At 62.5% G+C, this 25,351-nt stretch carries 23 protein-coding genes; 6 read left to right on the top strand and 17 right to left on the bottom strand.

The features are described 5' to 3' along the window. Positions 1–8: 8 nt before the first annotated feature. A complete protein-coding gene (locus GYB81_RS04200; protein ID WP_233787476.1) occupies positions 9–2,234 on the bottom strand; it encodes a DNA internalization-related competence protein ComEC/Rec2 in 2,226 nt (741 codons plus the stop codon). A 126-nt stretch (positions 2,235–2,360) separates the two neighbouring features. Here GYB81_RS04200 and GYB81_RS04195 point away from each other — a divergent pair, with 126 nt between their 5' ends. After that, positions 2,361–2,885 carry a DUF2062 domain-containing protein gene (locus tag GYB81_RS04195; protein ID WP_161866459.1) on the top strand — a complete coding sequence of 175 codons (525 nt, stop codon included), beginning with the start codon at positions 2,361–2,363 and terminating at the stop codon, positions 2,883–2,885. Positions 2,886–2,943: 58 nt separating this feature from the next. Here GYB81_RS04195 and GYB81_RS04190 read toward each other — a convergent pair whose 3' ends face one another. From GYB81_RS04190 to GYB81_RS04180, 3 genes are read right to left on the bottom strand one after another with little or no spacing between them, the layout of a single operon-like run. Further along, positions 2,944–4,188, bottom strand: coding sequence for a lipoprotein-releasing ABC transporter permease subunit (locus GYB81_RS04190; protein WP_161866460.1), 1,245 nt, complete (start codon positions 4,186–4,188; stop codon positions 2,944–2,946). Further along, on the bottom strand, positions 4,188–4,874 hold the full coding sequence (gene lolD / locus GYB81_RS04185; RefSeq protein WP_178101854.1) for a lipoprotein-releasing ABC transporter ATP-binding protein LolD: 687 nt from the start codon (positions 4,872–4,874) through the stop codon (positions 4,188–4,190). Before lolD ends, GYB81_RS04190 begins: the two co-directional genes overlap by 1 nt. Positions 4,875–4,893: 19 nt before the next feature. Beyond that, a complete protein-coding gene (locus GYB81_RS04180) occupies positions 4,894–6,141 on the bottom strand; it encodes a lipoprotein-releasing ABC transporter permease subunit (RefSeq protein WP_024307561.1) in 1,248 nt (415 codons plus the stop codon). 293 nt (positions 6,142–6,434) lie between these two features. Here GYB81_RS04180 and GYB81_RS04175 point away from each other — a divergent pair, with 293 nt between their 5' ends. The 3 genes from GYB81_RS04175 to GYB81_RS04165 are packed head-to-tail and all read left to right on the top strand — an operon-like array spanning position 6,435 to position 8,045. Then, positions 6,435–7,001, top strand: coding sequence for a PilZ domain-containing protein (locus GYB81_RS04175; protein WP_161866462.1), 567 nt, complete (start codon positions 6,435–6,437; stop codon positions 6,999–7,001). A gap of 19 nt (positions 7,002–7,020) precedes the next feature. Continuing rightward, positions 7,021–7,329 carry a phosphodiesterase gene (locus GYB81_RS04170; protein WP_161866463.1) on the top strand — a complete coding sequence of 103 codons (309 nt, stop codon included), beginning with the start codon at positions 7,021–7,023 and terminating at the stop codon, positions 7,327–7,329. Beyond that, on the top strand, positions 7,326–8,045 hold the full coding sequence (locus GYB81_RS04165; RefSeq protein ID WP_161866464.1) for a glycerophosphodiester phosphodiesterase: 720 nt from the start codon (positions 7,326–7,328) through the stop codon (positions 8,043–8,045). Before GYB81_RS04170 ends, GYB81_RS04165 begins: the two co-directional genes overlap by 4 nt. A 473-nt stretch (positions 8,046–8,518) precedes the next feature. On the opposite strand, the gene sthA is transcribed toward GYB81_RS04165, so the two are convergent. The 10 genes from sthA to GYB81_RS04115 form a co-directional block, all read right to left on the bottom strand. Beyond that, positions 8,519–9,913, bottom strand: a complete 1,395-nt coding sequence (sthA, locus tag GYB81_RS04160; protein ID WP_161866465.1) for a Si-specific NAD(P)(+) transhydrogenase — start codon at positions 9,911–9,913, stop codon at positions 8,519–8,521. Positions 9,914–10,009: 96 nt separating this feature from the next. Then, positions 10,010–10,240: a (Na+)-NQR maturation NqrM gene (nqrM, locus tag GYB81_RS04155; RefSeq protein WP_161866466.1), complete on the bottom strand. Its 231-nt coding sequence runs from the start codon at positions 10,238–10,240 to the stop codon at positions 10,010–10,012. Continuing rightward, positions 10,237–11,262, bottom strand: a complete 1,026-nt coding sequence (locus tag GYB81_RS04150) for an FAD:protein FMN transferase (RefSeq protein WP_438810696.1) — start codon at positions 11,260–11,262, stop codon at positions 10,237–10,239. Before GYB81_RS04150 ends, nqrM begins: the two co-directional genes overlap by 4 nt. 3 nt (positions 11,263–11,265) lie before the next feature. After that, complete coding sequence (gene nqrF, locus GYB81_RS04145) at positions 11,266–12,489, bottom strand: NADH:ubiquinone reductase (Na(+)-transporting) subunit F (protein WP_161866468.1); 1,224 nt, start codon at positions 12,487–12,489, stop codon at positions 11,266–11,268. Between the two features lie 15 nt (positions 12,490–12,504). Further along, positions 12,505–13,113, bottom strand: a complete 609-nt coding sequence (gene nqrE / locus GYB81_RS04140; protein WP_161866469.1) for an NADH:ubiquinone reductase (Na(+)-transporting) subunit E — start codon at positions 13,111–13,113, stop codon at positions 12,505–12,507. After that, the gene (locus GYB81_RS04135; RefSeq protein WP_178101849.1) at positions 13,113–13,787 is read right to left on the bottom strand and encodes an NADH:ubiquinone reductase (Na(+)-transporting) subunit D; all 675 of its coding nucleotides are present in this window, start codon (positions 13,785–13,787) and stop codon (positions 13,113–13,115) included. Before GYB81_RS04135 ends, nqrE begins: the two co-directional genes overlap by 1 nt. Next, positions 13,784–14,572 (bottom strand): Na(+)-translocating NADH-quinone reductase subunit C, encoded by a 789-nt coding sequence (locus GYB81_RS04130; protein ID WP_161866471.1) that lies wholly within the window; start codon positions 14,570–14,572, stop codon positions 13,784–13,786. Before GYB81_RS04130 ends, GYB81_RS04135 begins: the two co-directional genes overlap by 4 nt. Next, the gene (locus tag GYB81_RS04125) at positions 14,565–15,776 is read right to left on the bottom strand and encodes an NADH:ubiquinone reductase (Na(+)-transporting) subunit B (RefSeq protein ID WP_161866472.1); all 1,212 of its coding nucleotides are present in this window, start codon (positions 15,774–15,776) and stop codon (positions 14,565–14,567) included. Before GYB81_RS04125 ends, GYB81_RS04130 begins: the two co-directional genes overlap by 8 nt. A 3-nt stretch (positions 15,777–15,779) precedes the next feature. Beyond that, on the bottom strand, positions 15,780–17,117 hold the full coding sequence (locus GYB81_RS04120) for a Na(+)-translocating NADH-quinone reductase subunit A (RefSeq protein WP_161866473.1): 1,338 nt from the start codon (positions 17,115–17,117) through the stop codon (positions 15,780–15,782). A 310-nt stretch (positions 17,118–17,427) separates the two neighbouring features. Then, positions 17,428–18,894, bottom strand: coding sequence for a glyceraldehyde-3-phosphate dehydrogenase (locus GYB81_RS04115; protein WP_161866474.1), 1,467 nt, complete (start codon positions 18,892–18,894; stop codon positions 17,428–17,430). Between the two features lie 131 nt (positions 18,895–19,025). Here GYB81_RS04115 and mfd point away from each other — a divergent pair, with 131 nt between their 5' ends. Then, positions 19,026–22,463: a transcription-repair coupling factor gene (gene mfd, locus GYB81_RS04110; RefSeq protein ID WP_161866475.1), complete on the top strand. Its 3,438-nt coding sequence runs from the start codon at positions 19,026–19,028 to the stop codon at positions 22,461–22,463. Between the two features lie 11 nt (positions 22,464–22,474). Beyond that, positions 22,475–22,999 carry a CsiV family protein gene (locus GYB81_RS04105; RefSeq protein WP_161866476.1) on the top strand — a complete coding sequence of 175 codons (525 nt, stop codon included), beginning with the start codon at positions 22,475–22,477 and terminating at the stop codon, positions 22,997–22,999. 38 nt (positions 23,000–23,037) lie between these two features. Here the strand turns inward: GYB81_RS04105 and nagZ are convergent, their stop codons facing one another. Genes nagZ through GYB81_RS04090 form a run of 3 tightly spaced genes read right to left on the bottom strand, consistent with a single transcriptional unit; the run spans position 23,038 to position 25,332 of the window. Beyond that, positions 23,038–24,036, bottom strand: coding sequence for a beta-N-acetylhexosaminidase (gene nagZ, locus GYB81_RS04100; RefSeq protein WP_161866477.1), 999 nt, complete (start codon positions 24,034–24,036; stop codon positions 23,038–23,040). An 11-nt stretch (positions 24,037–24,047) separates the two neighbouring features. Beyond that, the gene (locus GYB81_RS04095) at positions 24,048–24,575 is read right to left on the bottom strand and encodes a L,D-transpeptidase (RefSeq protein ID WP_161866478.1); all 528 of its coding nucleotides are present in this window, start codon (positions 24,573–24,575) and stop codon (positions 24,048–24,050) included. A gap of 49 nt (positions 24,576–24,624) precedes the next feature. Continuing rightward, positions 24,625–25,332, bottom strand: coding sequence for a TetR/AcrR family transcriptional regulator (locus GYB81_RS04090; protein WP_161866479.1), 708 nt, complete (start codon positions 25,330–25,332; stop codon positions 24,625–24,627). Positions 25,333–25,351 lie beyond the last annotated feature (19 nt).

The following is a 25,351-nucleotide window of genomic DNA, read 5'->3' as shown; positions in this document are numbered from 1 at the left end:
GCTCCTTCTCATTTTTCCCTCCAGAAGCGTGCCTCGCTTCGCAACCCGCGAGGCGCGCGCCATTCACCCAGGCGCAGATGCAGTGCACCCGTATTCGACGTGTCATGCACGTCGATGCCCGCCGCCTGGTAACGCTCCAGCACCTGCGGGTGCGGATGGCCAAAGGCGTTATGGCGGCTGCGGGTGATCAGCACATGGCGCGCCTCGACCGCATCGATAAAGGCCTGGCTGGACGAAGTGCGACTGCCGTGATGAGGCGCCAGCAGCCACTGCGAGGCCAGGGGAAAGCCGGCCTGCATCAGCGCCCGTTCGGCCTGCACGTCGATATCGCCGGTCAGAAGCAGGCGCTCGCTTGCCGCCTCGATCTGCAGGACACATGACAGCTGGTTGCCGGAGCGGGCCCGTTCCCACTGCCACAACCTGAAGGTCACCTCGTTCCATTGCCAGCTTTGCCCGGACTCGCAAGCTTCGGCGCCGAGCGCGGCTGCCAGCCTTTGCGGTTCACCGCTGATCACCCTTGCTACCGGCATCCCGGCCTTGATCGCTGCAGCGCCGCCGGCATGATCGTTGTCGGCATGGCTAAGCAGCATGAGGTCGAGCTGCCGGACGTTAAGCGCACGCAAGGAGGGCAGGACGATACGCTCGCCGGTGTCGAAATCACCGAAGCGCGGTCCAGCGTCGTATAACAGCGCGTGCTCTCGGGTGCGCACCAGCACCGCCAGCCCCTGTCCCACATCCAGCACCCAGACATCGGCACGGCCATCCTCCAGACGCGGCGTGGGCAACAGCAGCGCGGGCAGCAGAAGCGCAAGGCCGGGCAGACGCAGCGGCACTCCCGCTGGCAACAGGAGCAGTACCGCGCCGACTGCTGCCAGCAACCACGCCCACAACGGCAGAACACTGGGCAACCAGGCGGGCAGCCAGCCGGCGATGATACCGAGCAACTCGAACAGCAGATGCAGCGCGCCACCGGCCAGCCACAACACCCCTTCGCCCAGCATCGGAACGGGCAGCAGCAAAGTGCCCAGCAAGGCCAGAGGCACAACCACCAACCCGACCCAGGGCACGGCGATCAGGTTGGCCAGCGGCCCGCTGCTGCTGACCGGCAAGCCGAGGATCAACATCATCGGCAACAGCCCAATGGCCATGGTCCATTGCGCACGCGTCAGCCCACGCCACCAAGCCCAGACGCCGAGCCGACCGCCAAACACCAGAGCCAGAATCGCCACCGCCGAAAACGACAGCCAGAAGCCCGGCTGCAACGACGCGAGCGGCTCCAGCAGCAGAACCACGATCAAGGCCAGCAATAATGGCCACCACGCACCCAGATGGCGAAAGCGCATACGCCACAGCAGCACCAGTGCGACCATCACGCAGGCCCTGCGCACCGGCACCTCGAAGCCAGCCAACAAGCCGTAGGTCAAGGCCCCGCTCAGGGCCAGGGCACAGGCGCAGGGTAGCCAGGGCCAGCGCGCCGGCCATGCGCCGAGCTTCGCCAGTAACGCCACCAGTCCATAAAGAAAGCCGGCCAACAGCGCGATGTGCTGTCCGGAAATGACCATCAGATGCACCGTGCCGGTGTGCTGCAACAAGCGCCAATCACCGGTGCTCAAGCCCGATCCGTCGCCCAGTACCAAAGCGGCGATAGCGCCTTCTCGCTGAAAAGCCGGTGCGGCCAGCAACTGCTGACGCAAGCCGTCGCGCCAGCTCCCCAGCCCCGTGGCTGGCGCAAGACGTTGACCGGACTTGACGGTGCCCGTGGCGCCAATACGCTGAGCCAGCAACCAGGCCTCGTAGTCGAAACTCTGCGGATTGACCAACCCGTGTGGGCGCTTCAGGTTGACTGCTAGACGCCAGCGTTCACCGCCCTGCACCCGTGGCCCGCCATACCAGGCCACCCGTATGCTTTTCGGCAACTCGGCGCGACGCGAGTGCGCCTCCTCCAGCAGAAAGCGCACAACACCATCGGAGACCTCGGGCAGCCCGACCACCCGTCCCTCCAGCCATAGCGTGCGGCCGTCGAGCTCCGGGGAGAGGCGATCATCCAGCGCCCACTGCGCTGAATTGCAGGCCCACGCCAACCCCAACAGAAAGAACCCCAGTGGGTAGAGACGCGAGAACAACAAAGCCAGGCCGGCACAGGCCGAAACCAGCAGCAGCCAGCCGGACGGCAGGCTCGGTAGAAAGCGCAAGCTGAGCAGCCCCAAGGCCAGCGCCAACATCCCTGTTCGCATCCATCCTCCCTGCTCATCGAGCTGCAGCGAACGCGTCCGGCGCTCACCTTCGGTCACAATATGAAAACGCTGGCCCTGCTGAATCCGTGCATAATATCGGCGCTTTTGCCTGCCCAGAGACTCTTCATGCCGCGTCGTTTATTCAAGCGCTACATGCCCACACCCGACAGCATCAAGGGTAACAAGTCCCTGCGCTTTCTCGGCAAGCTGATTCATGACCCCAATCTCTGGCACCTGAACCGTCACTCCGTAGCACGCGGCATGGCCATTGGTCTGTTCTGGGCCATGATCCCCATGCCGATGCAGATGCTCGCCGCCGCCGCCGTGGCCATTCCGCTGCGCGCCAATCTGCCGATTTCCATCGGCCTGGTGTGGCTGACCAATCCCATCACCATGCCGCCAATCTTCTACTGCACCTACAAACTCGGCGCATGGATCATGCAGACACCTCCAGTGCGCATGCCGCAGACCCTGAGCCTGGAATGGATCACGGCCGAGGTCGCCATCCTGTGGAAGCCGCTTTACCTCGGCTCCTTCGTCTGCGGCCTGATCCTGGCCGCGCTGGCTTATGTGCTGACCATGCTCTACTGGCGCTGGTGGGTCCAGCGCAGTTGGCGCAAGCGCCAAGAGAGCAGACAAAAGCGGCAATAGGCCACAAGCTGCAGGCTACAGGCCGCTTTCACCTGCAGCCTGAGGCCTGCCGCCGCTTTTATTCGTAGCGTAGCGCTTCGGCCGGCTGCACCTGTGCCGCTCGCCAGGACGGGTAGAGCGTGGCGAGGAAACTCAGGATCAACGCCGCCGAGCAGATCAGCGCCACGTCCAGCCATTGCAGGTCCGATGGCAGGCTGCTGATGAAGTAGACGTCGGAGCTCAGCACCTGCTGCCCGGCGAAAGATTCCAGCCAGGCCACCAGGGCACTGACATTCAGCGCCGCCAGCACGCCAAGCACCGTGCCGATCAGAGTGCCGACCAGACCGATCACCGAGCCCTGCACCATGAAGATCGCCATGATCTGCCGCGGTGTGGCGCCCAGGGTGCGCAGGATGGCGATATCACCGCCCTTATCGGCGACCACCATGATCAGGGTGGCGATGATATTGAAGGCAGCGACCGCAACGATCAGCAGCAGCAGCAGGCCGATCATGGTCTTCTCCATCTTCATCGCGCTGAACAGGCTGCCCTGGGTGTGGGTCCAGTCATCGGCGCGGTAATCAGCACCCAGCTCGGCGAGCAGCGCCTTGGACACCTGCGGCGCCTGGTAGAGATCCTTCAGCGCCAGGCGGATGCCCGGCACCGTGCCCTCCGGCAGGCGCTGCATGGCTGCGGCATCGGCAACGTTGATCAGCGCCAGCGAGCTGTCCAGCTCGGCGCCGACCTTGAACACCGCCGCCACGTTCAGACGCTGCATGCGCGGCGTGACACCACCGGGAGCGTTACTCAGCTCCGGAATGATCAGCGTCAGCTTGTCGCCGACCTGCAGGCCGAAGCGCCGTGCAGTGATATCACCGATCACCACACCGAACTCACCGGGTAGCAGATTGTTCAGGCTGCCCTGACGAATGTGTTCAGGCAGGATCGACACCTTGCCCTCCTCCGCCGGATCGATGCCGTGGATCTGGATCGGCTGCATCAGTCCGCGATGCGAAAGCATGCCCTCCAGCTCGGCATAAGGCGCGGCAGCCTGCACCTGCGGATTGGCCATGGCCTTGCCGGCCAGGGCGCGCCAGTCGGCAACCGGATCGGCACCATAGACCATGGCATGCGGCACCATACCGAGAATCCGCGAGCTCATTTCCTTCTGGAAGCCGTTCATTACCGACAACACCACGATCATCGCCAGTACGCCTAGCGCCAGGCCGATCATCGAGGTCAGCGAAATGAAGGAGATGAAATGATTGCGGCGCTTGGCCCGCGTATAGCGAGCGCCGATGAAGATACTCAGCGGACGAAACATCAGAGGGCCACCAGCTTGCCGTCCTGCAGGCTCAGCACGCGATCCATCTGCCGCGCCAGCTGCATGTCGTGGGTCACCACCAGGAACGCGGTATTGGAGTCGCGGCTGAGCTCGCGCATCAGCTCCTGAATGCCTTCGGCGGTGTGCTGATCGAGGTTGCCGGTCGGCTCGTCGAGCAGCACCAGCCCAGGGCGATTGACCAGGGCACGGGCGATGGCCACACGCTGGCGCTCGCCACCGGACAGCTCGGCCGGTTTGTGGTTGAGGCGATGACCAAGCCCCACGCGCTCCAGCAATGCCGTCGCGCGCTGGCGCGCTTCGGCGATCGAGGTCTTGCCGATCAGCAGCGGCATGCAGGCGTTCTCCAGCGAGGTGAACTCGGCCAGCAGATGATGGAACTGATAGACGAAACCCAGCGCCCGATTGCGCAGCAACCCACGGGCGGTCTCGCTCAGTGCCGACAGTTGCTCGCCGGCCAGCCAGACACTGCCCTCGCTGGGCGTATCCAGGCCACCGAGCATGTTCAGCAAGGTGCTCTTGCCGGAGCCGGAGCTGCCGACGATGGCCACGCGCTCGCCAGGGAAGAGTTCCAGTTCGAGCCCGTCGAGCACGACTACCGACTCGGGGCCTTCGTCGTAACGCTTGCTCAGGTTGCGGCAGCTGAGCACGGCATTGTGCTGTTTCATGGCGTTCTGGTTCATGGACTCACTCATAGCGCAGGGCCTCGGCGGGTTGGGTGCGCGCGGCGCGCCAGGCCGGATACAGGGTGGCGAAGAAGCTCAGCAGCAGCGCCGCGGTACAGACCATCACCACGTCGGCGCTCTGCAGTTGCGAAGGCAGGTAATCGATGAAGTAGACATCGGCATTGAGAAACTTGATGCCCAGCAGGCGCTCGATGCCGGCGATCAGGCTGCTGACGTTGAGCGCCGCGAGAATCCCCAACACGGCACCGATGAAGGTACCGACCACACCGATCACCGTGCCCTGCACCATGAAGATGGCCATGATCTGCCGCGGCGTGGCGCCAAGGGTGCGCAGGATAGCGATGTCGCCTTTCTTGTCGGTCACCACCATCACCAGGGTGGAGATGATATTGAAGGCGGCCACCGCGACGATCAGCAGCAGCAGCAGGCCGATCATGGTCTTCTCCATGCGGATGGCCTGGTACAGGTTGCCGTGAGTGCGGGTCCAGTCGCGGGCGTAGAAATCACCGTCGAGGGTCTGGGCGATCTCCCAGGCGCTACGTGGCGCCTGGAACAGGTCATCGAACTTCAGACGCAGGCCCTGGACCTGATCCGGCTGCCAGCGCTGTAGGCGCGCCAGGTCACTGATGTTGGCCAGCGCCAGGGCACCATCGATCTCGCCGGCACCGACATGAAAGATACCGGTGACGGTAAAACGCTTCAGGCGCGGGAACATGCCGGCCGGGGTCACGGTGACTTCGGGGGCGACGAAGGTGACCTTGTCACCGAGTTTCAGGCCCAGCTTGGCGGCGGCCTTGTCGCCGATGACCATGGCGAAATCGCCTGGCTGCAGACTGTCGAGACTGCCCTGCTGGAAGAAATCATCGATGATCGAGACCTTGCGCTCCTGCTCGGGATCGATGGCGTTGATCAGTACCTTCTGCACCTTGCCGTCATGCGTCAGCAAGCCCTGCATCTGGGTGAAGGGGGCCAGCGCCTCGACACGCGGGTGGCGCTCGACCTGACGCGCCAGCGCAGGCCAGTCACTTACCGGGGTCGGCGACTCGACCGTGGCGTGGGGAATCATCCCCAGCACACGGGTGCGCATCTCGTGGTCGAAACCGTTCATGACCGACAGCACCAGGATCATCACCATCACCCCCAGGGTGAGGCCGAGCATGGACGTCAGGGAAATGAAGGAGACGAAGTGGTTGCGGCGCTTGGCCCGCGTGTAGCGCGTGCCGATGAATACGAACAGAGGTCTGAACATGTCGGAGAGATTCGGGGGAAAGAAAAACGTCCATGTGGCGGGGCCCGGTCAGCGGCCTTACACTCAGAAGCGACTAGAGGTGGGCTGCGTAACGGACCTGCTGCGTTAAAAACACTTGGAAAGCCACTCATGGCCAACCACACTTCAGTGTGACCCCGAAGGGGCGAGCGAAGCGAGAAATGCTCGTTTACCATTCGTAACCGGCGCTTGCCCGGCGATGCCTGCCTGGCACGCATCCCGTTCGCGAGGCCTTCAACAGGCTCTTCGACCACCACTGCTTTCATGGGTTCGCCATGTCGACTAACGATGTAGATGATCGCCGCGAATACTACCGTATCGAGGATACGATCGCACTGGAATTCAGCCTGCTGTCGGGGGCCGAAGCCCAGGCCAGCGACGTGCTTCACGACCCGTCGCCGCTGTTCAATCTGCTCAGCGATCTGCACCTGATGGACTTCGAGTCGCAGCATTTGCTGCGCCACATCAGCGAACGCGACCGCACCCTGGCCAACTACCTGAAAGTGATCAACAAGCGCATCGACCTGCTCGGCCAGGCAGTGGCGCAGAGCCTGCTGCGCGAAATCGGCGCCCCACGCCAGGTATCGCTATCGGAAGGCGGTATCAGCTTCAGCCATGCTCAGGCCGTGGCACCGGGCAGCCACCTGGCGATCAAGATGGTATTGATGCCACAGGCACTCGGTCTGATGCTGCGCGCTCAAGTGGTGCACTGCAGCGCACGCAGCGACGGCCAGTACGAAATCGGTACAGAGTTCGAAGCGTTGACCGACGCACAGCGCCAGCTGCTGGCTCGGCATATCCTGCAGAGACAGGCCCTGGAACGTCGCCAGGCCCGCGAATGAACGCCGCCAAGGAACCGCCATGTACCGCTTCGCTCTGCTACTCGCCCTGCTCGCCCCGCTTTTCTCGTTCGCCGACACCCTGACCATCCCGCTAGGCAGCCAGGGCGCCGATATCGACGCGCGCAACCTGCCGCACAAAGGCGAGTCCAAACGCTCGGTGCTTGAGCGTTTCGGTCTGGCCGATGAGGAGCACAAACCCGTCGGCCAGCCACCGATCACCCGCTGGGACTACCGCGAGTTCAGCGTCTACTTCGAATACGATCACGTGATCAACAGCGTGCGTCATCACCGGCCGCGCCATTCCGACACCGTCAAGGAGCAACAGTGACCCTCATCTACGGCCATCGTGGCGCCAAGGGCGAAGCCCCGGAAAACACCCTCGCCAGCTTCCAGCGCTGCCTGGAGCATGGCGTCAATCGTTGCGAACTGGATCTTCACCTGTCACGCGACGGCGAACTGATGGTGATTCACGATCCGACCCTGAAACGCACCACCGGCATGCGCGGCAAGGTGGTCGAGCACGACGCCGCCGAGCTGATCAGGTACGACGCGCGCAAGGGCGGCCCGGGCTGGGTGCACCCCTGCCCCATTCCGCGCCTGCAGGACCTGTTCGAGCAATGCCGGTTCGAGCATTGGCAGCTGGAAGTGAAAAGCGCCTCGAAGGTGCGCGCCGCGCGTACCGTACTGGCCATCGCTGAACTCGCCGAGCGCTTCGGCCTGCGCGAACAGATCACCATCACTTCCAGCTCACGCGAGGTGCTCAAGGCCGCCCGCGAGCTGACTCCACAGCTGCAACTGGGCCTGGTCGCCGAGTACGCCTGGCTCGACCCGCTGAAGGTAGCCGCGCATCACCAGTGCCACCTGCTGGCGCTGAACTGGACGCTGTGCACCCCTGAGCGCCTGCTCAAGGCGCAGAAACAGGGGCTGCACGTGTCGGTGTGGACAGTGAACGAGGCCGCGCTCATGCGCCGCCTGGCCGACTTTGGCGCCGACAGCATCATCACCGACTTTCCCGGCCTGGCCGTACAGACACTGCGCGGCTGAGACTCATCGCCCTCTCCCCCTCTCCCGCAAGCGGGAGAGGGGAGCAAGCCAGAGCAGCTCGCGGGTCGTCCGGATGCAATTCGAGGGATGCAGAGAGAGCCTCCCCAGATTGCATCCGGGCTACGAACTGGCGGTTCGCACGGCACACCCTACGGGCTGAGGCGATTAGCCTTTGTAGGAGCGGATTTATCCGCGATACGCAGCCAACACCGAGCGCACCAGCATCGCGAATAAATTCGCTCCTACTCGAAGCCGTGTAGCGCGGATGCAATCCGGATTTGTCTTCGCTCCTGCACCCGGATTGCATCCAGGCTACGAACACAACGCCCAACAACGACAAAACCGGCACTAGGCCGGTTTTATCGCTTGCTGCTGCCTGAGACGCTAGAAGCTTTCCCGATTCGGCCAGCGCCACTCGCAAGCCTGCTCCCAGCCCGCCTCCCCGACCGGCTCAGGCCGCCGGCCGGAGCCGCTCAAAAAAGCCGGTTGAGGCCGTCGAACGCGGCAACCCGATAGGCCTCGGCCATGGTCGGGTAGTTGAAGGTGGTATTGATGAAGTACTTGATGCTGTTGGCTTCGCCCTTCTGGTTCATGATCGCCTGGCCGATGTGGACGATCTCCGAGGCCTGATAGCCGAAGCAGTGCACACCCAGTACTTCCAGGGTTTCGCGGTGGAACAGGATCTTCAGCATGCCCACCGGTTCGACCGAGATCTGCGCACGGGCCATGCCCTTGAAGAAGGCCCTGCCGACTTCGTAAGGCACCTTGGCCTGAGTCAGCTCACGCTCGGTCTTGCCGATCGAGCTGATCTCCGGAATGGTATAGATGCCGGTCGGCACATCATCGACGAACCGCCAGCTGCCGTTGTCGACAATGCTGCCGGCAGCGGATCGCCCCTGGTCGGAAGCAGCACTGGCCAGGCTCGGCCAACCGATCACATCGCCGGCGGCGTAGATGTTGCTCACCTCGGTCCGGTAGTACTCATCGACCTGAATCTGACCACGACTGTTGACCGCGATGCCAATGTTCTCCAGGCCCAGCTGATCGGTGTTGCCGGTACGGCCGTTACACCACAGCAGGGCGTCGGCCTTGATCTTCTTGCCCGATTTCAGGTGCAGAACCACGCCGTTTTCCACGCCTTCGATGCGCTCGTACTCTTCGTTGTGACGAATCAGCACGTTGTTGTTGCGCAGGTGGTAGGAAAGCGCATCGGAGATTTCCGCGTCGAGGAAGCTGAGCAGCTGATCGCGGTTGTCGATCAGATCCACCAGCACACCCAGGCCACTGAAGATCGAAGCGTACTCACAGCCGATGACCCCGGCTCCGTAGATGATCAGGCGGCGCGGCGTATGACCCAGACTGAGAATGGTGTCGCTGTCATAGATGCGCGGATGAGTGAAATCCACATCGGCCGGGCGGTAGGGGCGCGACCCCGTGGCGACGACGACCTGCTTGGCCACCAGTTTTTCCACCATGCCATTGAGGCAGACCACTTCCACCGTCTGCTCGTCGGCGAAGCTGGCGGTACCGAAATAGGTGTCGATGCGGTTGCGCGCGTAATAGCCGGTACGCGAGGTGACCTGCTTGGCGATCACCTTCTCCGCGCTTTTCAGCACGTCGGGGAACGAGAACCAGCGCGGCTCGCCGATCTGGCGGAACATCGGGTTGGTGTTGAACTGCATGATCTGCCGCACCGAGTGGCGCAGCGCCTTGGAGGGAATGGTGCCCAGGTGGGTGCAGTTGCCACCGACCAGCGGACGGTTGTCCACCACGGCCACCTTTCGCCCGGCCTTGGCCGCGTTCATCGCCGCGCCCTCGCCCGCTGGGCCGGAACCCAGCACCACCACATCGTAGTTGTAGACCGCCATGTTTACTCCTTCAGATCAGGCCGGAGCGCTTGTGGCGCACCCTCGGCAGGGCCGGCAGCGGATAGCGCTGCCGGCTTTCATAGCATGCCGCCTGGCTTAGCGCTTGCTCGCGTCGTAGGCCAGGTCGGTGTTGGGCGCCTCGCTCTTGTCGCGATTGACCTCTTCGCACTTCTCACGGCTACCGCCACAGATCGAGCATTCCTTCTCAATGCCCAGGTTGGCGATACCGCCGCAGGAACCGGCGATGGGTTTGCGCCCCATGATCACGCCGACGGCCATCATGCCGACGACCAGAACCATGGCCAGAAATACAACCAAAAAAGTCATTGCTCATCTCCTGCAGCGAATAGCTGCTCGAATGCGGCCGTGCCCTGTGTGACGAAGCCCTCGCCTTCACGCGTCACGAAAAACGCCGCGATATCGTTGCGCTCGGCGAAGGCCATGCCGGCTTCCGGCCCAAGCACCATCAAAAGGGTAGACAAGCCATCAGCGCGCAAGGTCGATGGATCTGCCACCGTGACAGCTGCCAGCTTGTGGTTGACCGGCTTCCCCGTCAGCGGATCGAGCGTGTGCGAGTAGCGCTGGCCGTTCTCCTCGAAGTAGTTGCGGTAGTCACCCGAGGTGGAGATACCGTAACCATCGAGCTGCAGAATACGCTGTGCGATGCGCTGATCATCACGCGGCGCTTCCAGGCCGATACGCCAGTGGCTGCCATCGGGCTTGAAGCCGGCCGCCTTGAGCTCGCCGGTGGCCTCCACCAGGTAACTGGTGACACCCAGCTCGCCCAGACGCGCAACGATCTTGTCGACAGCGTAACCGGCCGCGATGCTGTTGAAATCGACTTCGACGTCGACATCCTTGCACAGCTGCTCGCCATCGATCCTCAGGTGCTGCTGACCGACACGCTGGCGCACTTCGGCAAGCGTTTCGTCGCTTGGCACCGCCTCGCCCTGCGCTTTGGGCCCGAAGCCCCAGAGGTCGAGCAGAGGCTCCAGCGTCAGGTCGAAATAGCCCTGGCTTTCCTCATGCAGGCGATCACCGGCTCGCACTAGGTCCAGCACGCCCTCAGGCATAGCCTGACAGGTACCGGCCGGCGCACGATTGAATTGCTCGATCAGCGAATCATCGCGATAGGTGGACATCTGCAGATCGATCTCGGCAAGGATCGCCTCGGTCGCGGCCTTGAGTTCGGCTTGCGGCGCGACACCTTCACTGCGGACGTATTTGATCGAATAGGTGCTGCCCATGGTCGGGCCACCGAACTCTTCGATCCGTTCAGAATGCAAGCAGCCCGTTAGGGCTGCCGCCAGGGCGACAGCGATAACGGGCTGGAGTACAGCAGACCTCATGCGTTAACCGCCGAAGTCGTCGAGGAGGATGTTCTCCGGCTCGACACCCAGATCGGTCAGCATCTTGATCACGGCGGCGTTCATCATGGGTGGGCCGCACATGTAGAACTCGCAATCTTCCGGAGCCGGGTGGTCCTTCAGGTAGTTCTCGTACAGCACGTTGTGGATGAAGCCCTTGAGGCCGGTCCAGTTGTCTTCCGGTTGCGGATCGGACAGCGCCAGGTGCCATTCGAAGTTCGGGTTTTCCGCAGCCAGCTGATCGTACTCTTCGTTGTAGAACGACTCACGCATCGAGCGCGCACCGTACCAGAAGCTGATCTTGCGCTTGGATTTCAGGCGCTTGAGCTGGTCGAAGATATGCGAACGCATCGGCGCCATACCGGCACCACCACCGATGAAGACCATCTCGGCGTCGGTGTCCTTGGCGAAGAACTCACCGAAGGGTCCGTACACGGTGATCTTGTCGCCCGGCTTGAGGCTGAACACGTAGGACGACATCTTGCCCGGCGGCAGATCGTCCTTGCCGGGGGGCGGCGAGGCGATACGGATGTTGAACTTCACCAGACCGCGCTCTTCCGGGTAGTTGGCCATGGAATAGGCACGGATCACGGTTTCGTCGACCTTGGACACGTACTTCCACTGGTTGAACTTGTCCCAGTCGCCGCGATACTCCTCCTGAATGTCGAAGTCCTTGTAGTGCACTGTGTGCGGCGGGCACTCCAGCTGCACGTAACCACCGGCACGGAAGTCGACGTTCTCGCCTTCCGGCAGCTTCAGCGTCAGCTCCTTGATGAAGGTGGCGACGTTGGGGTTGGACTGCACGGTGCATTCCCACTTCTTGACGCCGAAGACCTCTTCCGGGACTTCGATCTTCATGTCCTGCTTGACCGGAGTCTGGCAGGACAGGCGCCAGCCCTCGCGAGCCTCGCGCTTGGTGAAGTGCGATTCTTCGGTGGACAGCATCTCGCCGCCGCCGCTTTCGACGATGCACTTGCACTGGGCGCAGGTACCGCCGCCACCGCAGGCAGAGGACAGGAAGATGTTGTTGTCGGCCAGGGTCTGCAACAGCTTGCCGCCAGCCGGTACCACGATGGTTTTTTCGCCGTTGATCTCGATGCTCACGTCACCGCTGGACACCAGCTTGGCGCGCGCAGCGAGGATGATCAGCACCAGCGCGAGAACGATGGCGGTGAACATGCCGATGGCGAGGAAGATTTCGTAATTCATCTGTTCATCCTTTCCTTACAGCTGCACGCCGGAGAAGGACATGAAGCCCAGCGACATCAGACCGATGGTGATGAAGGTGATGCCCAGACCCTGCAGGCCAGCCGGTACGTCGCTGTACTTGAGCTTCTCGCGAATACCCGCCAGCGCGGCGATGGCCAGCGCCCAGGACACACCCGCACCGACACCGTAGACGGTGCTTTCGGCCAGGTTGTAGTCACGCTCGACCATGAACAGCGAGCCACCCATGATGGCGCAGTTCACGGTGATCAGCGGCAGGAACACACCGAGGGCGTTGTACAGCGAAGGTACGTACTTATCCAGGGTCATCTCGAGGATCTGTACCAGCGCCGCGATCACGCCGATGAAGGTCAGCAGGCCAAGGAACGACAGGTCCACTTCAGGCAGGCCGGCCCAGGCCAGGGCGCCATCCTTGAGGATGTTGGCGTAGATCAGGTTGTTCACCGGCATGGTGATACCCAACACCACGATCACCGCGACGCCAAGACCGATGGCGGTTTCCACCTTCTTGGAGATGGCGATGAAGGTGCACATGCCGAGGAAGAACGCCAGCGCCATGTTCTCGACGAACACCGCACGGACGAACAGGCTGATGTAATGTTCCATTAATAGGCCTCCTTGCTGGATACCTGAGGCGCCATCTTGTATGCGTTCTTCTCGATCTGGTCTTTCTTCCAGCTACGGATACCCCAGATGAACAGACCGATCAGGAAGAAGGCCGAAGGCGGCAACAGCAGCATGCCGTTGGGCTGGTACCAGCCACCATCGTTAACCACCGAGAAGATCTCGTAGCCCATCAGCTTGCCGGCGCCGAACAGCTCACGGATCACACCCAGTGCGATCAGCATGGCGCTGTAGCCCAGACCGTTACCGATACCGTCGAAGAACGACAACACCGGCGGGTTCTGCATGGCGAAGGCTTCGGCGCGTCCCATCACGATGCAGTTGGTGATGATCAGACCAACGAATACCGACAGCTGCTTGGACAGACTGAAGGCATAAGCCTTGAGCACCTGATCGACCACGATCACCAACGAGGCGATGATCACCATCTGCACGATCATACGGATCGAACCCGGGATCTGACTGCGGATCATGGAGATGAACAGGTTGGAGAAACCGGTCACCAACGTCAGCGCGGCCGACATCACCAGCGCAGTCTGCAGATTGGACGTAACCGCCAGGGCCGAGCAGATCCCCAGGATCTGCAGGCCGATGGGGTTGTTGTTGAAGATCGGGTTGAGCAGGACTTCTTTAATAGTCGGCTGCGACATGATCAAGCCTCCCCTGCGCGCAGGTTAGCGATAAACGGACCGAAGCCGTTCTGGCCGAGCCAGAACTTCAACAGATGATCCACCCCGTTGCTGGTAAGCGTGGCACCAGCGAGTGCATCGACCTGATGGTTCGCTCGCGGGCTCTGCGGGTCGACGCCACCCTTGACGACCTGAACGGCAAGGTTGCCATCTTCGTCATACAGGGTCTTGCCCGGCCACTGGCCTTTCCACTTCGGATTGTCCACTTCGCCACCAAGACCCGGTGTTTCGCCGTGCTGGTAGAAACCCATGCCGACCACCGTATTGAGGTCGCCCTCGACGGCAATGAAACCGTGCAGCGTCGACCACAGGCCGTAACCACGCACCGGCAGGATCAGGGTCTGCACCTGGCCATCCTTTTCCACCATATAAACGGTGGTGTAACGCTCCTGGCGCTTGATGCCCGCGATGTCCTCGCTGCTGCTCAGCGCCGTAGACAATTGAGGGTCCTTGGAAGCCTTGAGCGGATCGAAGGTAATCGGGTCGAACTCGTCGGAGAACTTCCCGGTTTCCAGATCAACCAGTTTGGCGGTGATGGTGCCGTCGAACACCTGCTTGACCTGGGCCGATGACATACCCGGCTCGCCCAGGCCGGCAATGGCCAGGATGCTGCGCTGCTTGTCCAGCAGACGGTTTTCAACCTGGGTCGGCTTCAGTGCGATGGCAGCTCCGGCGACGAACACCGAGCACACCAGGCACACCAGCACAGCCACCGTCAGCGTGCGGACGGTGGATTCTTTTTGACTAGACATTGCGTGCCAGCCTCCGCTTGATATTGGCCTGAACGACGAAGTGGTCGATCAGCGGTGCAAACAGGTTGGCGAACAGGATCGCCAGCATCATGCCCTCGGGGAAGGCCGGGTTGACCACACGGATCAGCACCACCATCACCCCGATAAGGGCGCCGAAGATCCACTTGCCGGTGTTGGTCATGGAGGCCGACACCGGGTCGGTGGCCATGAAGAACATGCCGAAGGCAAAGCCGCCCACCACCAGATGCCAGTACCAGGGCATGGCGAACATCGGGTTGGAGCTCGAACCGATGGCGTTGAGCAGCAGGGAGAGACCGATCATGCCCAGCATCACGCCGGCGACGATGCGCCAGGAGGCGATCCTGGTGATCAGCAGGACCAGGCCGCCAATAGCGATGGCCAGGGTGCTGGTTTCGCCGAGCGAGCCATGAATGGTGCCGATGAAAGCGTCCATCCAGGTGATGCCGTTGTTGATCACGTTCTCGATGCCGCCGGAAGCCGCGAGGCTCAGCGAGGTAGCGCCAGCGAAGCCATCGACCGCAGTCCAGACCGCATCGCCCGACATCTGCGCCGGATAGGCGAAGAACAGGAAGGCACGGCCGGTCAGGGCCGGGTTGAGGAAGTTCTTGCCGGTACCACCGAACACTTCCTTGCCGATCACCACGCCGAAGCTGATACCCAGTGCGACCTGCCACAGCGGAATGCTCGGCGGCAGAATCAGGGCGAACAGCACGGAGGTGACGAAAAAGCCTTCGTTGACTTCATGCTTGCGGATCGAAGCGAACAGCACTTCCCAGAAGCCGCCGACGATGAAGGTCACCGCGTAGACAGGCAGGAAGTAGGCCGCGCCCTGGATGAAGTTGTCCCACAGGCTGTTCGGATCGAAACCGGCCAGCGAGCCGATCAGCGCGAAGCGCCAGCCATCCTGGACCGCCAGCAGATCAGGGCTCTGGGCGAAAATCAGGTTGGCCTGGTAGCCGGTGTTCCACATACCGAAGAACATGGCCGGGAAGGTGCACAACCACACGGTGATCATCATGCGCTTGAGGTCGATGCCGTCGCGTACGTGAGCGGTGGTCTTGGTCACACTGCCAGGACGATAGAAGAAGGTGTCGATGGCTTCGTAGAGGGCGTACCACTTCTCGTACTTGCCGCCCTTCTCGAAGTTGTGCTCGATCTTGTCGAGGAATGCACGAATGCCCACGGATTAACCCTCCTTCTCGATGCGGGTGAGGTTGTCCCGCAGGATCGGGCCATATTCATACTTGCCGGCGCACACGTAGGTGCACAGCGCCAGGTCTTCTTCGTCGAGTTCCAGGCAACCCAGTTTCTGAGCCATCTCGGTGTCACCGACGATCAGGTAGCGCAGCAGTTGAGTCGGCAGGATGTCCAGCGGCATCACCGCTTCGTAGTTGCCCACCGGCACCATCGCACGCGGGCTGCCATTGGTAGTGGTGGTGAAGTTGAACAGCTTGGAGCCGGCCAGCTTGGAAACGAAGATGTTCAGTACCGAGTGCTTGTTAACCCCGGCACGCAGGTAATGCATCATTTCGCGCTCGTTGCCCTCGCTCAGGCAGGACACCTGATTGTGGTAACGACCCAGGAAAGCAAAAGCGCCCTGCGCGGTACGACCGCCGAACACCGAGCCGGAAACCACCCGATTGAAGCTGGGCTTGAGTTCACCGGCGGTGAGCTCTTCCAGGTTGGCGCCCAGACGGGTGCGCAGCAGACGGGGTTGCTCGACAACCGGGCCGCCGAGAGCAACCACGCGCTCGACGAACAACTGACCCGTGGTGAACAGTTTGCCCACCGCGATCACGTCCTGATAACCGATCTGCCACACACTTTTGCTGGTGCTGACCGGGTCGAGGAAGTGAATGTGAGTGCCCGGCAGACCGGCCGGGTGCGGGCCGGCGAAAGCTTCGCTCTGCACCTTGGCCAGCTTCTCGCCAGGCAGGCTGGCGCCGTCGGACTTGCACAGGAACACCTTGCCCAGGTTACCGAGAACCTTCAGGCCATTTTCGAAATCAGCGGCATATTCACCGATGATCACAGCAGGATCAGCGGCAAGCGGGTGCGTATCGATGGCAGTGACGAAGATCGAGCTGGGCACGGCGTCGAGCGCCGGCACTTTGCTGAACGGACGCGTACGCAGTGCGGTCCAAAGACCGGACTGCTGCAGGTTTTCGCGAACCTGCTCGTCACTCAGCGCTTCGAGCTGATCGGCGGCGTATTGAGCGAAGGTCTCCTGCTCGTCGCCATCGATATCGATGACCACGGATTGCAGAACACGCTTCTCGCCACGGTGAATGGCGCTGATCACGCCGGCAGCGGGGGCGGTGTAGCGCACGCCGGGTGTCTTCTTGTCGGTAAACAGCAATTGACCGAGCTTGACCCGATCACCGACCTGCACTTCCATCGTCGGCTTCATCCCGTGATAGTCGAAGCCGATGACGGCGACACTGCGCACGGGCCTGGCGGCCTCGATACGCTGTGTCGGCGCACCCGTTATGGGCAAATCGAGCCCATGCTTTAGTTTGATCATAGGTTTGCCTAACCACTGATTTAGAAAGCTTTTTATAGGACAGGCGGCGCAACCAAAAGTCTAATAGACCCAACCACACCGATACGATATGGGCGTGGAGGAAGGCGCCAAACCTGGGTAAAAAATCTGCTCAATTATAAAGACGCCCCCCCGCACTGACCACCCAAGCGCTTGCTTTTTTTGGCTTTTCGGTAACAGGGCGCAACAATCTCGATGCTGATTCAGGTCAACCGACCGCCCCAGCCAAAGCAAATCTTGCGCATAAAAAAACGGGAGCCGAGGCTCCCGTTTTCTTCACGCTATTCAGCTATCAACGCGGGAAAGCCGGCGGGTTGACCCCGGCCATGTCTTCCATCACGCGCACAACCTGGCAGCTGTAACCGAACTCGTTGTCGTACCAGACATACAGCACAACGCGGTTATCGTTGGCGATGGTGGCTTCGGCATCGACCACACCGGCGTGGCGCGAACCGACGAAGTCGGTCGAGACCACTTCCTGCGAACTGACGAAATCGATCTGCTTCTGCAGATCCGAGTGCATGGCCATCTGACGCAGGTACTCGTTGATCTCTTCGCGGGTGGTGGCCTTCTCCAGATTCAGATTGAGGATGGCCATGGACACGTTCGGCGTCGGCACACGAATGGCATTACCGGTCAGCTTGCCCTTGAGCACAGGCAGCGCCTTGGCAGCAGCGGTAGCCGCGCCGGTTTCGGTGATGACCATGTTCAGCGCGGCACTGCGACCACGGCGACTGCCTTTGTGGAAGTTGTCGATCAGGTTCTGGTCGTTGGTGTAGGAGTGAACGGTCTCGACGTGACCATTGACGATGCCGTACTGATCATTGACCGCCTTGAGCACCGGCACGATGGCATTGGTGGTGCAGGAAGCGGCGGAGATGATCTTGTCCTCGGCGGTGATCTCGCCGTGGTTGATACCGTGCACGATGTTCTTCAGCGCGCCCTTGCCAGGTGCAGTGAGGACCACACGATCGACGCCTGGGCAAGTCAGGTGCTGACCCAGACCCTCGGCGTCACGCCATACACCGGTGTTGTCCACCAGCAGCGCATTCTTGATGCCGTACTGGGTGTAGTCGACTTCCTTCGGGTCTTTGGCGTAGATCACCTGGATCAGGTTGCCGTTGGCCGTCAGGGTGTTGTTCTCTTCATCGATGGTGATGGTGCCGTTGAACTTGCCGTGTACCGAGTCACGACGCAGCAGGCTGGCACGCTTGACCAGATCGTTGCTGGCACCCTTGCGCACGACGATGGCGCGCAGGCGCAGGCCGTCACCGCCACCGGTCTTCTCGATGAGGATGCGCGCCAGCAGGCGACCGATACGACCGAAGCCGTAGAGGACAACGTCAGTGCCTTCACGAGCCGAACCGTTCTGCTTGCCGACCACATCGGCCAGCTCGTCCTTGACGAACTGCTCGACGCCACGGCCAGCACCTTCGGCCTTGAACTTGGCAACCAGCTTGCCCAGGTCAACGGAGGCGGCGCCCAGCTTGAGCTCGCTCATGGCCTTGAGCATGGGGAAGGTGTCGTGTACCGACAGCTCGGCTTCGTCAGCCAGGCGGTGACGGGCGAAACGGTGAGCCTTGAGGATGTCGATGACCGAACGGTTGATCAGGCCACGGCCGTAGATCGAGGTCACCACATTGTTGTTGCGATAGAGCTGACCAATCAGCGGAATCATCGCTTCCGCGAGGGCTTCACGATCGATCCATTCACCGAGACACTGGTCGGGCTTCTGAGTCACGGGCAGTACCTTCCACATGTAGGGGCTGAAAAAAGGGGCTACATTATGACGGCGCTCGCGAGCGGGAGCAATGCGCGCCTGTCGTGACTGACATTGACCACCAAGCCCCGCTACAATTCCCGGCCCTTCGTAATGATCGTGAGCCGCCCGTGTCCGTACTGCGTCTTCCGTCTCTGCCAGCCAATGCCGGCAAACAGCAATGGGGCAACCTGCCTGGCGCCGCCCTTTCCCTGGCGATAGCCGAAGCGGCCAGTAACGCCGGGCGTTTCACTCTGGTACTGACCGAGGGCAGCCAGAGCGCCGAGCGCCTGCAGGAAGAACTGGCCTTCTTCGCTCCGGACCTTCCGGTGCTGCACTTTCCCGACTGGGAAACCCTCCCCTACGACGTCTTCTCGCCACACCAGGACATCATTTCCCAGCGTATCGCTGCGCTGTATCGGCTACCTCAGCTGAGCCGCGGCATCCTCGTAGTGCCGATTGCCACCGCCCTACACCGCTTGGCGCCCAAGCGCTTCCTGCTGGGTAGCAGCCTGGTGCTGGATGTCGGCCAGAAGCTGGATGTGGAACAGATGCGCACGCGCCTGGAGGCCGCCGGCTACCGCTGCGTCGATACGGTGTACGAACATGGCGAGTTCGCCGTACGCGGCGCGCTGATCGACCTGTTCCCGATGGGCAGTGAGGTGCCCTACCGCATCGATCTGTTCGACGACGAAATCGAAACCCTGCGCACCTTCGATCCGGAAAACCAGCGCTCGGTAGACAAGGTCGAGTCGATCCGCCTGCTGCCGGCACGTGAATTCCCGCTGGAGAAGAAGGCGGTCAGCGATTTTCGCGGGCGCTTTCGCGAACGCTTCGACGTGGATTTTCGCCGCTGCCCCATTTATCAGGACCTGTCCTCGGGCATTACACCAGCCGGTATCGAGTACTACCTGCCGCTGTTCTTCGAGGAAACCGGCACGCTGTTCGACTACCTGCCGGGCGACACCCAGGTGTTCTCACTGCCGGGTATCGAAAAGGCCGCCGAGCAGTTCTGGCTGGATGCGCGCAACCGCTACGAGGACCGCCGCGTCGATCCCGAGCGCCCGCTACTGCCGCCCGCCGACATTTTCCTGCCGGTAGACGAATGCTTTGCCCGCCTGAAGAACTGGCCGCGAGTCGTGGTCAACCATGAGGATATCGAGCCCGGTGTCGGCCAGACCCGCTTCCAGGCGCGCGCCCTGCCCGATCTGGCGATTCAGTCCAAGGCCGGCGAGCCGCTGGCCGCACTGCGCCGCTTCATCGAGGAATATCAGGGCCGCGTGCTGTTCTGCGCCGAGTCGGCCGGGCGCCGCGAAGTGCTGCTGGAACTGCTCGCTCGCCTCAAGCTCAAGCCCAGGGAAGTCGACGGCTGGCCGGCATTCGCCGAAAGCGGCGAACGTCTGAACATCTGCATCGCGCCCCTGGACGAAGGCCTGCTGCTCGACGATCTGGCGCTGGTCCCGGAAAACCCGCTGTTCGGCCAGCGCGTGATGCAGCGCCGTCGTCGCGAGAAAGGCCGCGACGGCGGCGACAACGTGATCAAGAACCTCACCGAACTGCGCGAAGGCGCGCCGGTGGTGCATATCGATCATGGTGTCGGCCGCTACCTGGGCCTGGTGACCATGGAGTTCGACGGCCAGGCCGCCGAATTTCTCGCCCTGCAGTACGCCGACGACGCCAAGCTTTACGTGCCAGTGGCCAGCCTGCACCTGATCGCCCGCTACAGCGGCAGCGATGACGCTCTGGCGCCGCTGCACCGCCTCGGCTCGGAGGTCTGGCAGAAAGCCAAACGCAAGGCCGCCGAACAGGTACGCGACGTCGCCGCCGAGCTGCTCGACATCTATGCCCGCCGCGCCGCTCGCGAAGGCTTCGCCTTCCAGGACCCGGCCCTGGACTACGCCACCTTCAGCGCCGGCTTCCCCTTCGAGGAAACCCCGGATCAGCAGACCGCCATCGACGCCGTGCGCGCCGACATGCTGGCCGGCAAGCCGATGGATCGCCTGGTCTGCGGCGACGTCGGCTTCGGCAAGACCGAGGTGGCCATGCGCGCCGCGTTCATCGCCGTGCACAGCGGCAAGCAGGTGGCCGTGCTGGTACCCACCACGCTGCTCGCCCAGCAGCACTACAACAGCTTCCGCGACCGTTTCGCCGACTGGCCGGTGAAGGTCGAGGTGATGAGCCGCTTCAAGAGCGCCAAGGAAGTCGAAGGCGCCGTGCAACAGCTGGCCGAAGGCAAGGTGGATATCGTCATCGGTACCCACAAGCTGCTGCAGGACGATGTGAAATTCCACAACCTGGGCCTGGTGATCATCGACGAGGAACACCGCTTCGGCGTGCGTCAGAAGGAGCAGCTCAAGGCGCTGCGCAGCGAGGTGGATATCCTCACCCTGACTGCCACACCGATCCCGCGCACCCTGAACATGGCCGTGGCCGGCATGCGCGACCTGTCGATCATCGCCACGCCACCGGCGCGGCGCCTGTCGGTACGCACCTTCGTCATGGAAGAAAACAAGCCGACCATCAAGGAAGCGCTGCTGCGCGAATTGCTGCGCGGCGGCCAGGTGTACTACCTGCACAACGATGTGAAGACCATCGAGAAATGTGCCGCCGATCTGGCCGAACTGGTGCCCGAGGCACGTATCGGCATCGGCCACGGGCAGATGCGCGAGCGCGAGCTGGAACAGGTGATGAGCGACTTCTACCACAAGCGCTTCAACGTGCTGGTGGCCTCGACCATCATCGAAACAGGTATCGATGTACCCAGCGCCAACACCATCATCATCGAACGCGCCGACAAGTTCGGCCTGGCTCAGCTGCACCAGCTGCGCGGCCGTGTCGGCCGCAGCCACCACCAGGCCTACGCCTACCTGCTCACGCCGCCGCGCAAGAGCATGACCGACGATGCACAGAAGCGCCTGGAGGCCATTGCCGGCGCTCAGGACCTGGGCGCCGGCTTTATCCTGGCGACGCACGATCTGGAAATCCGCGGCGCCGGCGAGCTGCTCGGCGATGGTCAGAGCGGGCAGATTCAGGCGGTCGGCTTCACTCTCTACATGGAAATGCTCGAGCGCGCGGTCAAGGCCATCCAGAAAGGCGAACAGCCCAATCTCGATCAGCCGCTGGGTGGCGGCCCGGAAATCAACCTGCGCGTGCCGGCGCTGATCCCTGAGGACTACCTGCCCGATGTGCATGCGCGCCTGATCCTCTACAAACGTATCGCCTCGGCCACCGACGAGGACGGCCTGAAGGAGCTGCAGGTCGAGATGATCGACCGCTTCGGCCTGTTGCCGGAACCGACCAAGCACCTGATGCGCCTGACCCTGCTCAAGCTGCAGGCCGATAAGCTGGGCATCACCAAGGTCGACGCAGGCCCGCAGGGCGGCCGTATCGAGTTCGCCGCAGAAACCAGCGTCGACCCGCTGACCCTGATCAAGCTGATCCAGGCTCAACCGAAACGCTACAAGTTCGAAGGCGCCACCGTCTTCAAGATCCAGGTGCCGATGGAACGCGCGGAAGAGCGTTTCAATACCCTGGAAGCCCTGTTCGAGCGCCTCGCGCCCACCACCTGAAGGACTCTCACATGATGCGCCCACTGCACCTGATCGCCCTGCTGCTGTGCCTGCTGGCACCGAGCGCCTTCGCCGAACGCCTGTACCAGGTCGAACTGCTGGTATTCCGCCAGGCGGGTGACCCGGTCATCGCGCCGAAGACCGCTCCGGACGACTGGGCAGGCACAGCAGTGCCGATCGCCGGCAACGAGCGCCCCACCAGCCTCGACAATGAAGCCACCAAACTAAATCCGGGCAACGGCTATCAGGTTCTGCTGCACAAGGCCTGGAGCCAGACGCTGAGCGGCACGCCAAGCCGCGTCGCGGTCAGCAGTGGCGAAGCGCACCTCGGCCACTACCCGGTCGAAGGCACCCTCGCCTTCACCCAGGATCGCTTCGCCGATCTGGATCTGGAACTGTGGATCAACCGCTTCAGCGCCGACGGCCTGCTGGAAAGCAGCGAGCACATGAAAATCGCCCAGCGCCTGAAGGACAACAGCCTGACCTATCTGGATCATGGCAGCCTGGGCGCACTGGTGCGCATCAGCCCGCTTTGAGCGGGCCGCAGGGCAGCCTTGCCTGGCTGCCCTGCCTCTCAGTCGATCAGCTGCGCAGTTCTGAGCGCCGCCACAGCCGCCGACCAGCGTGGTGCCTGGCGGTAATCAGTGCAGGCATGACCACGCCCACGCATGCGCTGCAGGCGCTCGGCTGGCCTGACCTGCAGGCGCTGCAGTGCGCTCAGGGCCAATTCGGCCGAGCCACGGTCGTTGCACACCAGCCCCATGTCACAGCCGGCTGCGAGCGCCGCCTCGATACGCTTGCCGGCATCGCCGGCCACGTGCGCACCAGCCATGGACAGGTCATCGCTGAAAATCACCCCGTCGAAGCCCAGCTCGCCGCGCAGGATGTCCTGCAGCCAGCGACGGGAGAAGCCCGCAGGCTGCTCATCGACCTGCGGATAGATGACATGTGCCGGCATCACCGCATCGAGCTCGCTCGCCAGGCGCCTGAACGGCTGCATGTCGCAGGCCCGGATCTCGTCGAGGCTGCGCTCGTCGAGCGGGATGGCGACGTGTGAATCGGCCTCGGCCCAGCCATGCCCGGGGAAGTGCTTGCCGGTGGCAGCCATGCCAGCCTGGTGCATGCCGCGAATGAAGGCGGCAGCCAGCGTGGTGGCGCGCTGCGGGTCACCCTCGAACGCGCGACTGCCCACCACCGCACTGCGCTGATGGTCGAGATCCAGCACCGGGGCGAAGCTCAGATCCAGCCCGATGGCCAGCACCTCGGTCGCCATCAGCCAGCCGCAATGTTCAGCCAGCTCTTCGGCGTTGTGGTTATCGGCAATCGCACGCATCGCCGGCAAGCGCAGAAAACCCTGACGCAGCCGCTGCACGCGACCACCTTCCTGATCCACCGCCAACAGCAGATCCGGGCGCACGGCGCGGATGCTCTGGCACAACTCGCGCACCTGACGCGGCGATTCGATGTTGCGGGCAAAAATGATCAGCCCCCCCACCTCGGGCTGGCGCAGCATCTGGCGATCCTCGACAGTCAGCCAGGTGCCGGCGATGTCCATCATCAAAGAACCTTGCATGAACCTATTCCTTATTTGAAATCCTGGTTCGCAGTCCACCGCGGGCACGGCGCCTCGTCGATGCGCACCTGGCAGTTCAGCGGCACGCGTTCGAAGAGTTCCAGCATGTCGGTGTTACGCAAACGAATGCAGCCATGGGACAACGGCTCACCCATGGGTTCCGTGTCCGGCGTGCCATGTAGGTAGATGTAGCGACGGAAGGTATCGACCTCGCCCATACGGTTGCGCCCTGGTTCAAGACCGCTTAACCAGAGGATGCGAGTAAGAATCCAGTCACGCCCGGGGAACTGCTCGTGCAGCTGCGGCGACCACACCTCCCCCGTCCAGCGACGGCCGCGCAGTACCGCAGCCAGCGGCAACCCGGCGCCAACCTTTGCACGCACCTGATGAAGTCCTCGCGGCGTGCAACCGGAGCCATTGCGCTCGCCCGCGCCGTTACGGGCGGTAGATATAGGCAAACGCACCGATAACTGCCCGGCACTGAAGCCATAGAGCATCTGGTCGGCAATGGAGATGTGGAGTAAATCGAGATCGGACATGGGCCGCTAGCTTAGCCGAAGGGCGAAGCCAAGCCCACCTGCTGACCGATCAGACCTTGGGGGCGGCGCTCGGCGTCTTGCTACGCGGTTTGAGTTGCGCGCCGGCCAGTGCCGGATCGTTGACCCCGGTTTCCGAACGCATACCCGCAGCCAGGAACGGCACCATCATGCGCATCACCTGCTCGATCGAGGTGTTGACGCCGAAATCGGTTTCGGACATGGCGCGCAGGGCCTTGATGCCGGACATGCTGAACGCGGCTGCGCCGAGCATGAAGTGCACGCGCCAGAACAGCTCAAGCGGGGGTATACGCGGTGCGGCTTCGTGTACCAGCAGCATGTAGCGGCGGAAAACCTTGCCGTACACCTCTTCGAGGTATTTGCGCAGGTGTCCCTGGCTCTGACTGAAGGCCAGGCCCAGCAGGCGCATGAAGATGGACAGGTCATTGCCACTGCGCGGCTTCACCGCCAGCGCCTGCTCGACCAGCAGCTCGAGCAACTCCTCCAGGGAAACCTGGGTATCGGACTTGGCCTGACGACGATCGAGTTCCTTTTCCAGACTGGCACAGAATGGCCCGAGGAAACGCGAGAAGACCGCCTGGATCAGCGCCTTCTTGGAACCGAAGTGATAGTTGACGGCGGCCAGGTTGACCCCTGCCTTGCTGGTGATCAGACGCAGCGAGGTCTCGGCGAAGCCTTTTTCCGCGAACAGCTGTTCTGCAGCATCGAGAATGCGTTCAACGGTTTCCGACTGAGCCATGAGATATCACCTGACAAAC

Source organism: Pseudomonas yangonensis, assembly GCF_009932725.1.
Lineage (GTDB): Bacteria > Pseudomonadota > Gammaproteobacteria > Pseudomonadales > Pseudomonadaceae > Aquipseudomonas > Aquipseudomonas yangonensis.
Note: the sequence above shows the minus strand (reverse complement) of the source record. Positions and strands in the feature narration are given on the sequence as shown.

Bases quoted from the DNA above. Each gene is read 5' to 3' on its own strand.
- GYB81_RS04200 (WP_233787476.1), bottom strand. From the start codon at position 2,234: ATGCGAACAGGGATGTTGGCGCTGGCCTTGGGGCTGCTCAGCTTGCGC.
- GYB81_RS04195 (WP_161866459.1), top strand. From the start codon at position 2,361: ATGCCGCGTCGTTTATTCAAGCGCTACATGCCCACACCCGACAGCATC.
- GYB81_RS04190 (WP_161866460.1), bottom strand. From the start codon at position 4,188: ATGTTTCGTCCGCTGAGTATCTTCATCGGCGCTCGCTATACGCGGGCC.
- lolD (WP_178101854.1), bottom strand. From the start codon at position 4,874: ATGAAACAGCACAATGCCGTGCTCAGCTGCCGCAACCTGAGCAAGCGT.
- GYB81_RS04180 (WP_024307561.1), bottom strand. From the start codon at position 6,141: ATGTTCAGACCTCTGTTCGTATTCATCGGCACGCGCTACACGCGGGCC.
- GYB81_RS04175 (WP_161866462.1), top strand. From the start codon at position 6,435: ATGTCGACTAACGATGTAGATGATCGCCGCGAATACTACCGTATCGAG.
- GYB81_RS04170 (WP_161866463.1), top strand. From the start codon at position 7,021: ATGTACCGCTTCGCTCTGCTACTCGCCCTGCTCGCCCCGCTTTTCTCG.
- sthA (WP_161866465.1), bottom strand. From the start codon at position 9,913: ATGGCGGTCTACAACTACGATGTGGTGGTGCTGGGTTCCGGCCCAGCG.
- nqrM (WP_161866466.1), bottom strand. From the start codon at position 10,240: ATGACTTTTTTGGTTGTATTTCTGGCCATGGTTCTGGTCGTCGGCATG.
- GYB81_RS04150 (WP_438810696.1), bottom strand. From the start codon at position 11,262: ATGAGGTCTGCTGTACTCCAGCCCGTTATCGCTGTCGCCCTGGCGGCA.
- nqrF (WP_161866468.1), bottom strand. From the start codon at position 12,489: ATGAATTACGAAATCTTCCTCGCCATCGGCATGTTCACCGCCATCGTT.
- nqrE (WP_161866469.1), bottom strand. From the start codon at position 13,113: ATGGAACATTACATCAGCCTGTTCGTCCGTGCGGTGTTCGTCGAGAAC.
- GYB81_RS04130 (WP_161866471.1), bottom strand. From the start codon at position 14,572: ATGTCTAGTCAAAAAGAATCCACCGTCCGCACGCTGACGGTGGCTGTG.
- GYB81_RS04120 (WP_161866473.1), bottom strand. From the start codon at position 17,117: ATGATCAAACTAAAGCATGGGCTCGATTTGCCCATAACGGGTGCGCCG.
- GYB81_RS04115 (WP_161866474.1), bottom strand. From the start codon at position 18,894: ATGTGGAAGGTACTGCCCGTGACTCAGAAGCCCGACCAGTGTCTCGGT.
- GYB81_RS04105 (WP_161866476.1), top strand. From the start codon at position 22,475: ATGATGCGCCCACTGCACCTGATCGCCCTGCTGCTGTGCCTGCTGGCA.
- nagZ (WP_161866477.1), bottom strand. From the start codon at position 24,036: ATGCAAGGTTCTTTGATGATGGACATCGCCGGCACCTGGCTGACTGTC.
- GYB81_RS04095 (WP_161866478.1), bottom strand. From the start codon at position 24,575: ATGTCCGATCTCGATTTACTCCACATCTCCATTGCCGACCAGATGCTC.
- GYB81_RS04090 (WP_161866479.1), bottom strand. From the start codon at position 25,332: ATGGCTCAGTCGGAAACCGTTGAACGCATTCTCGATGCTGCAGAACAG.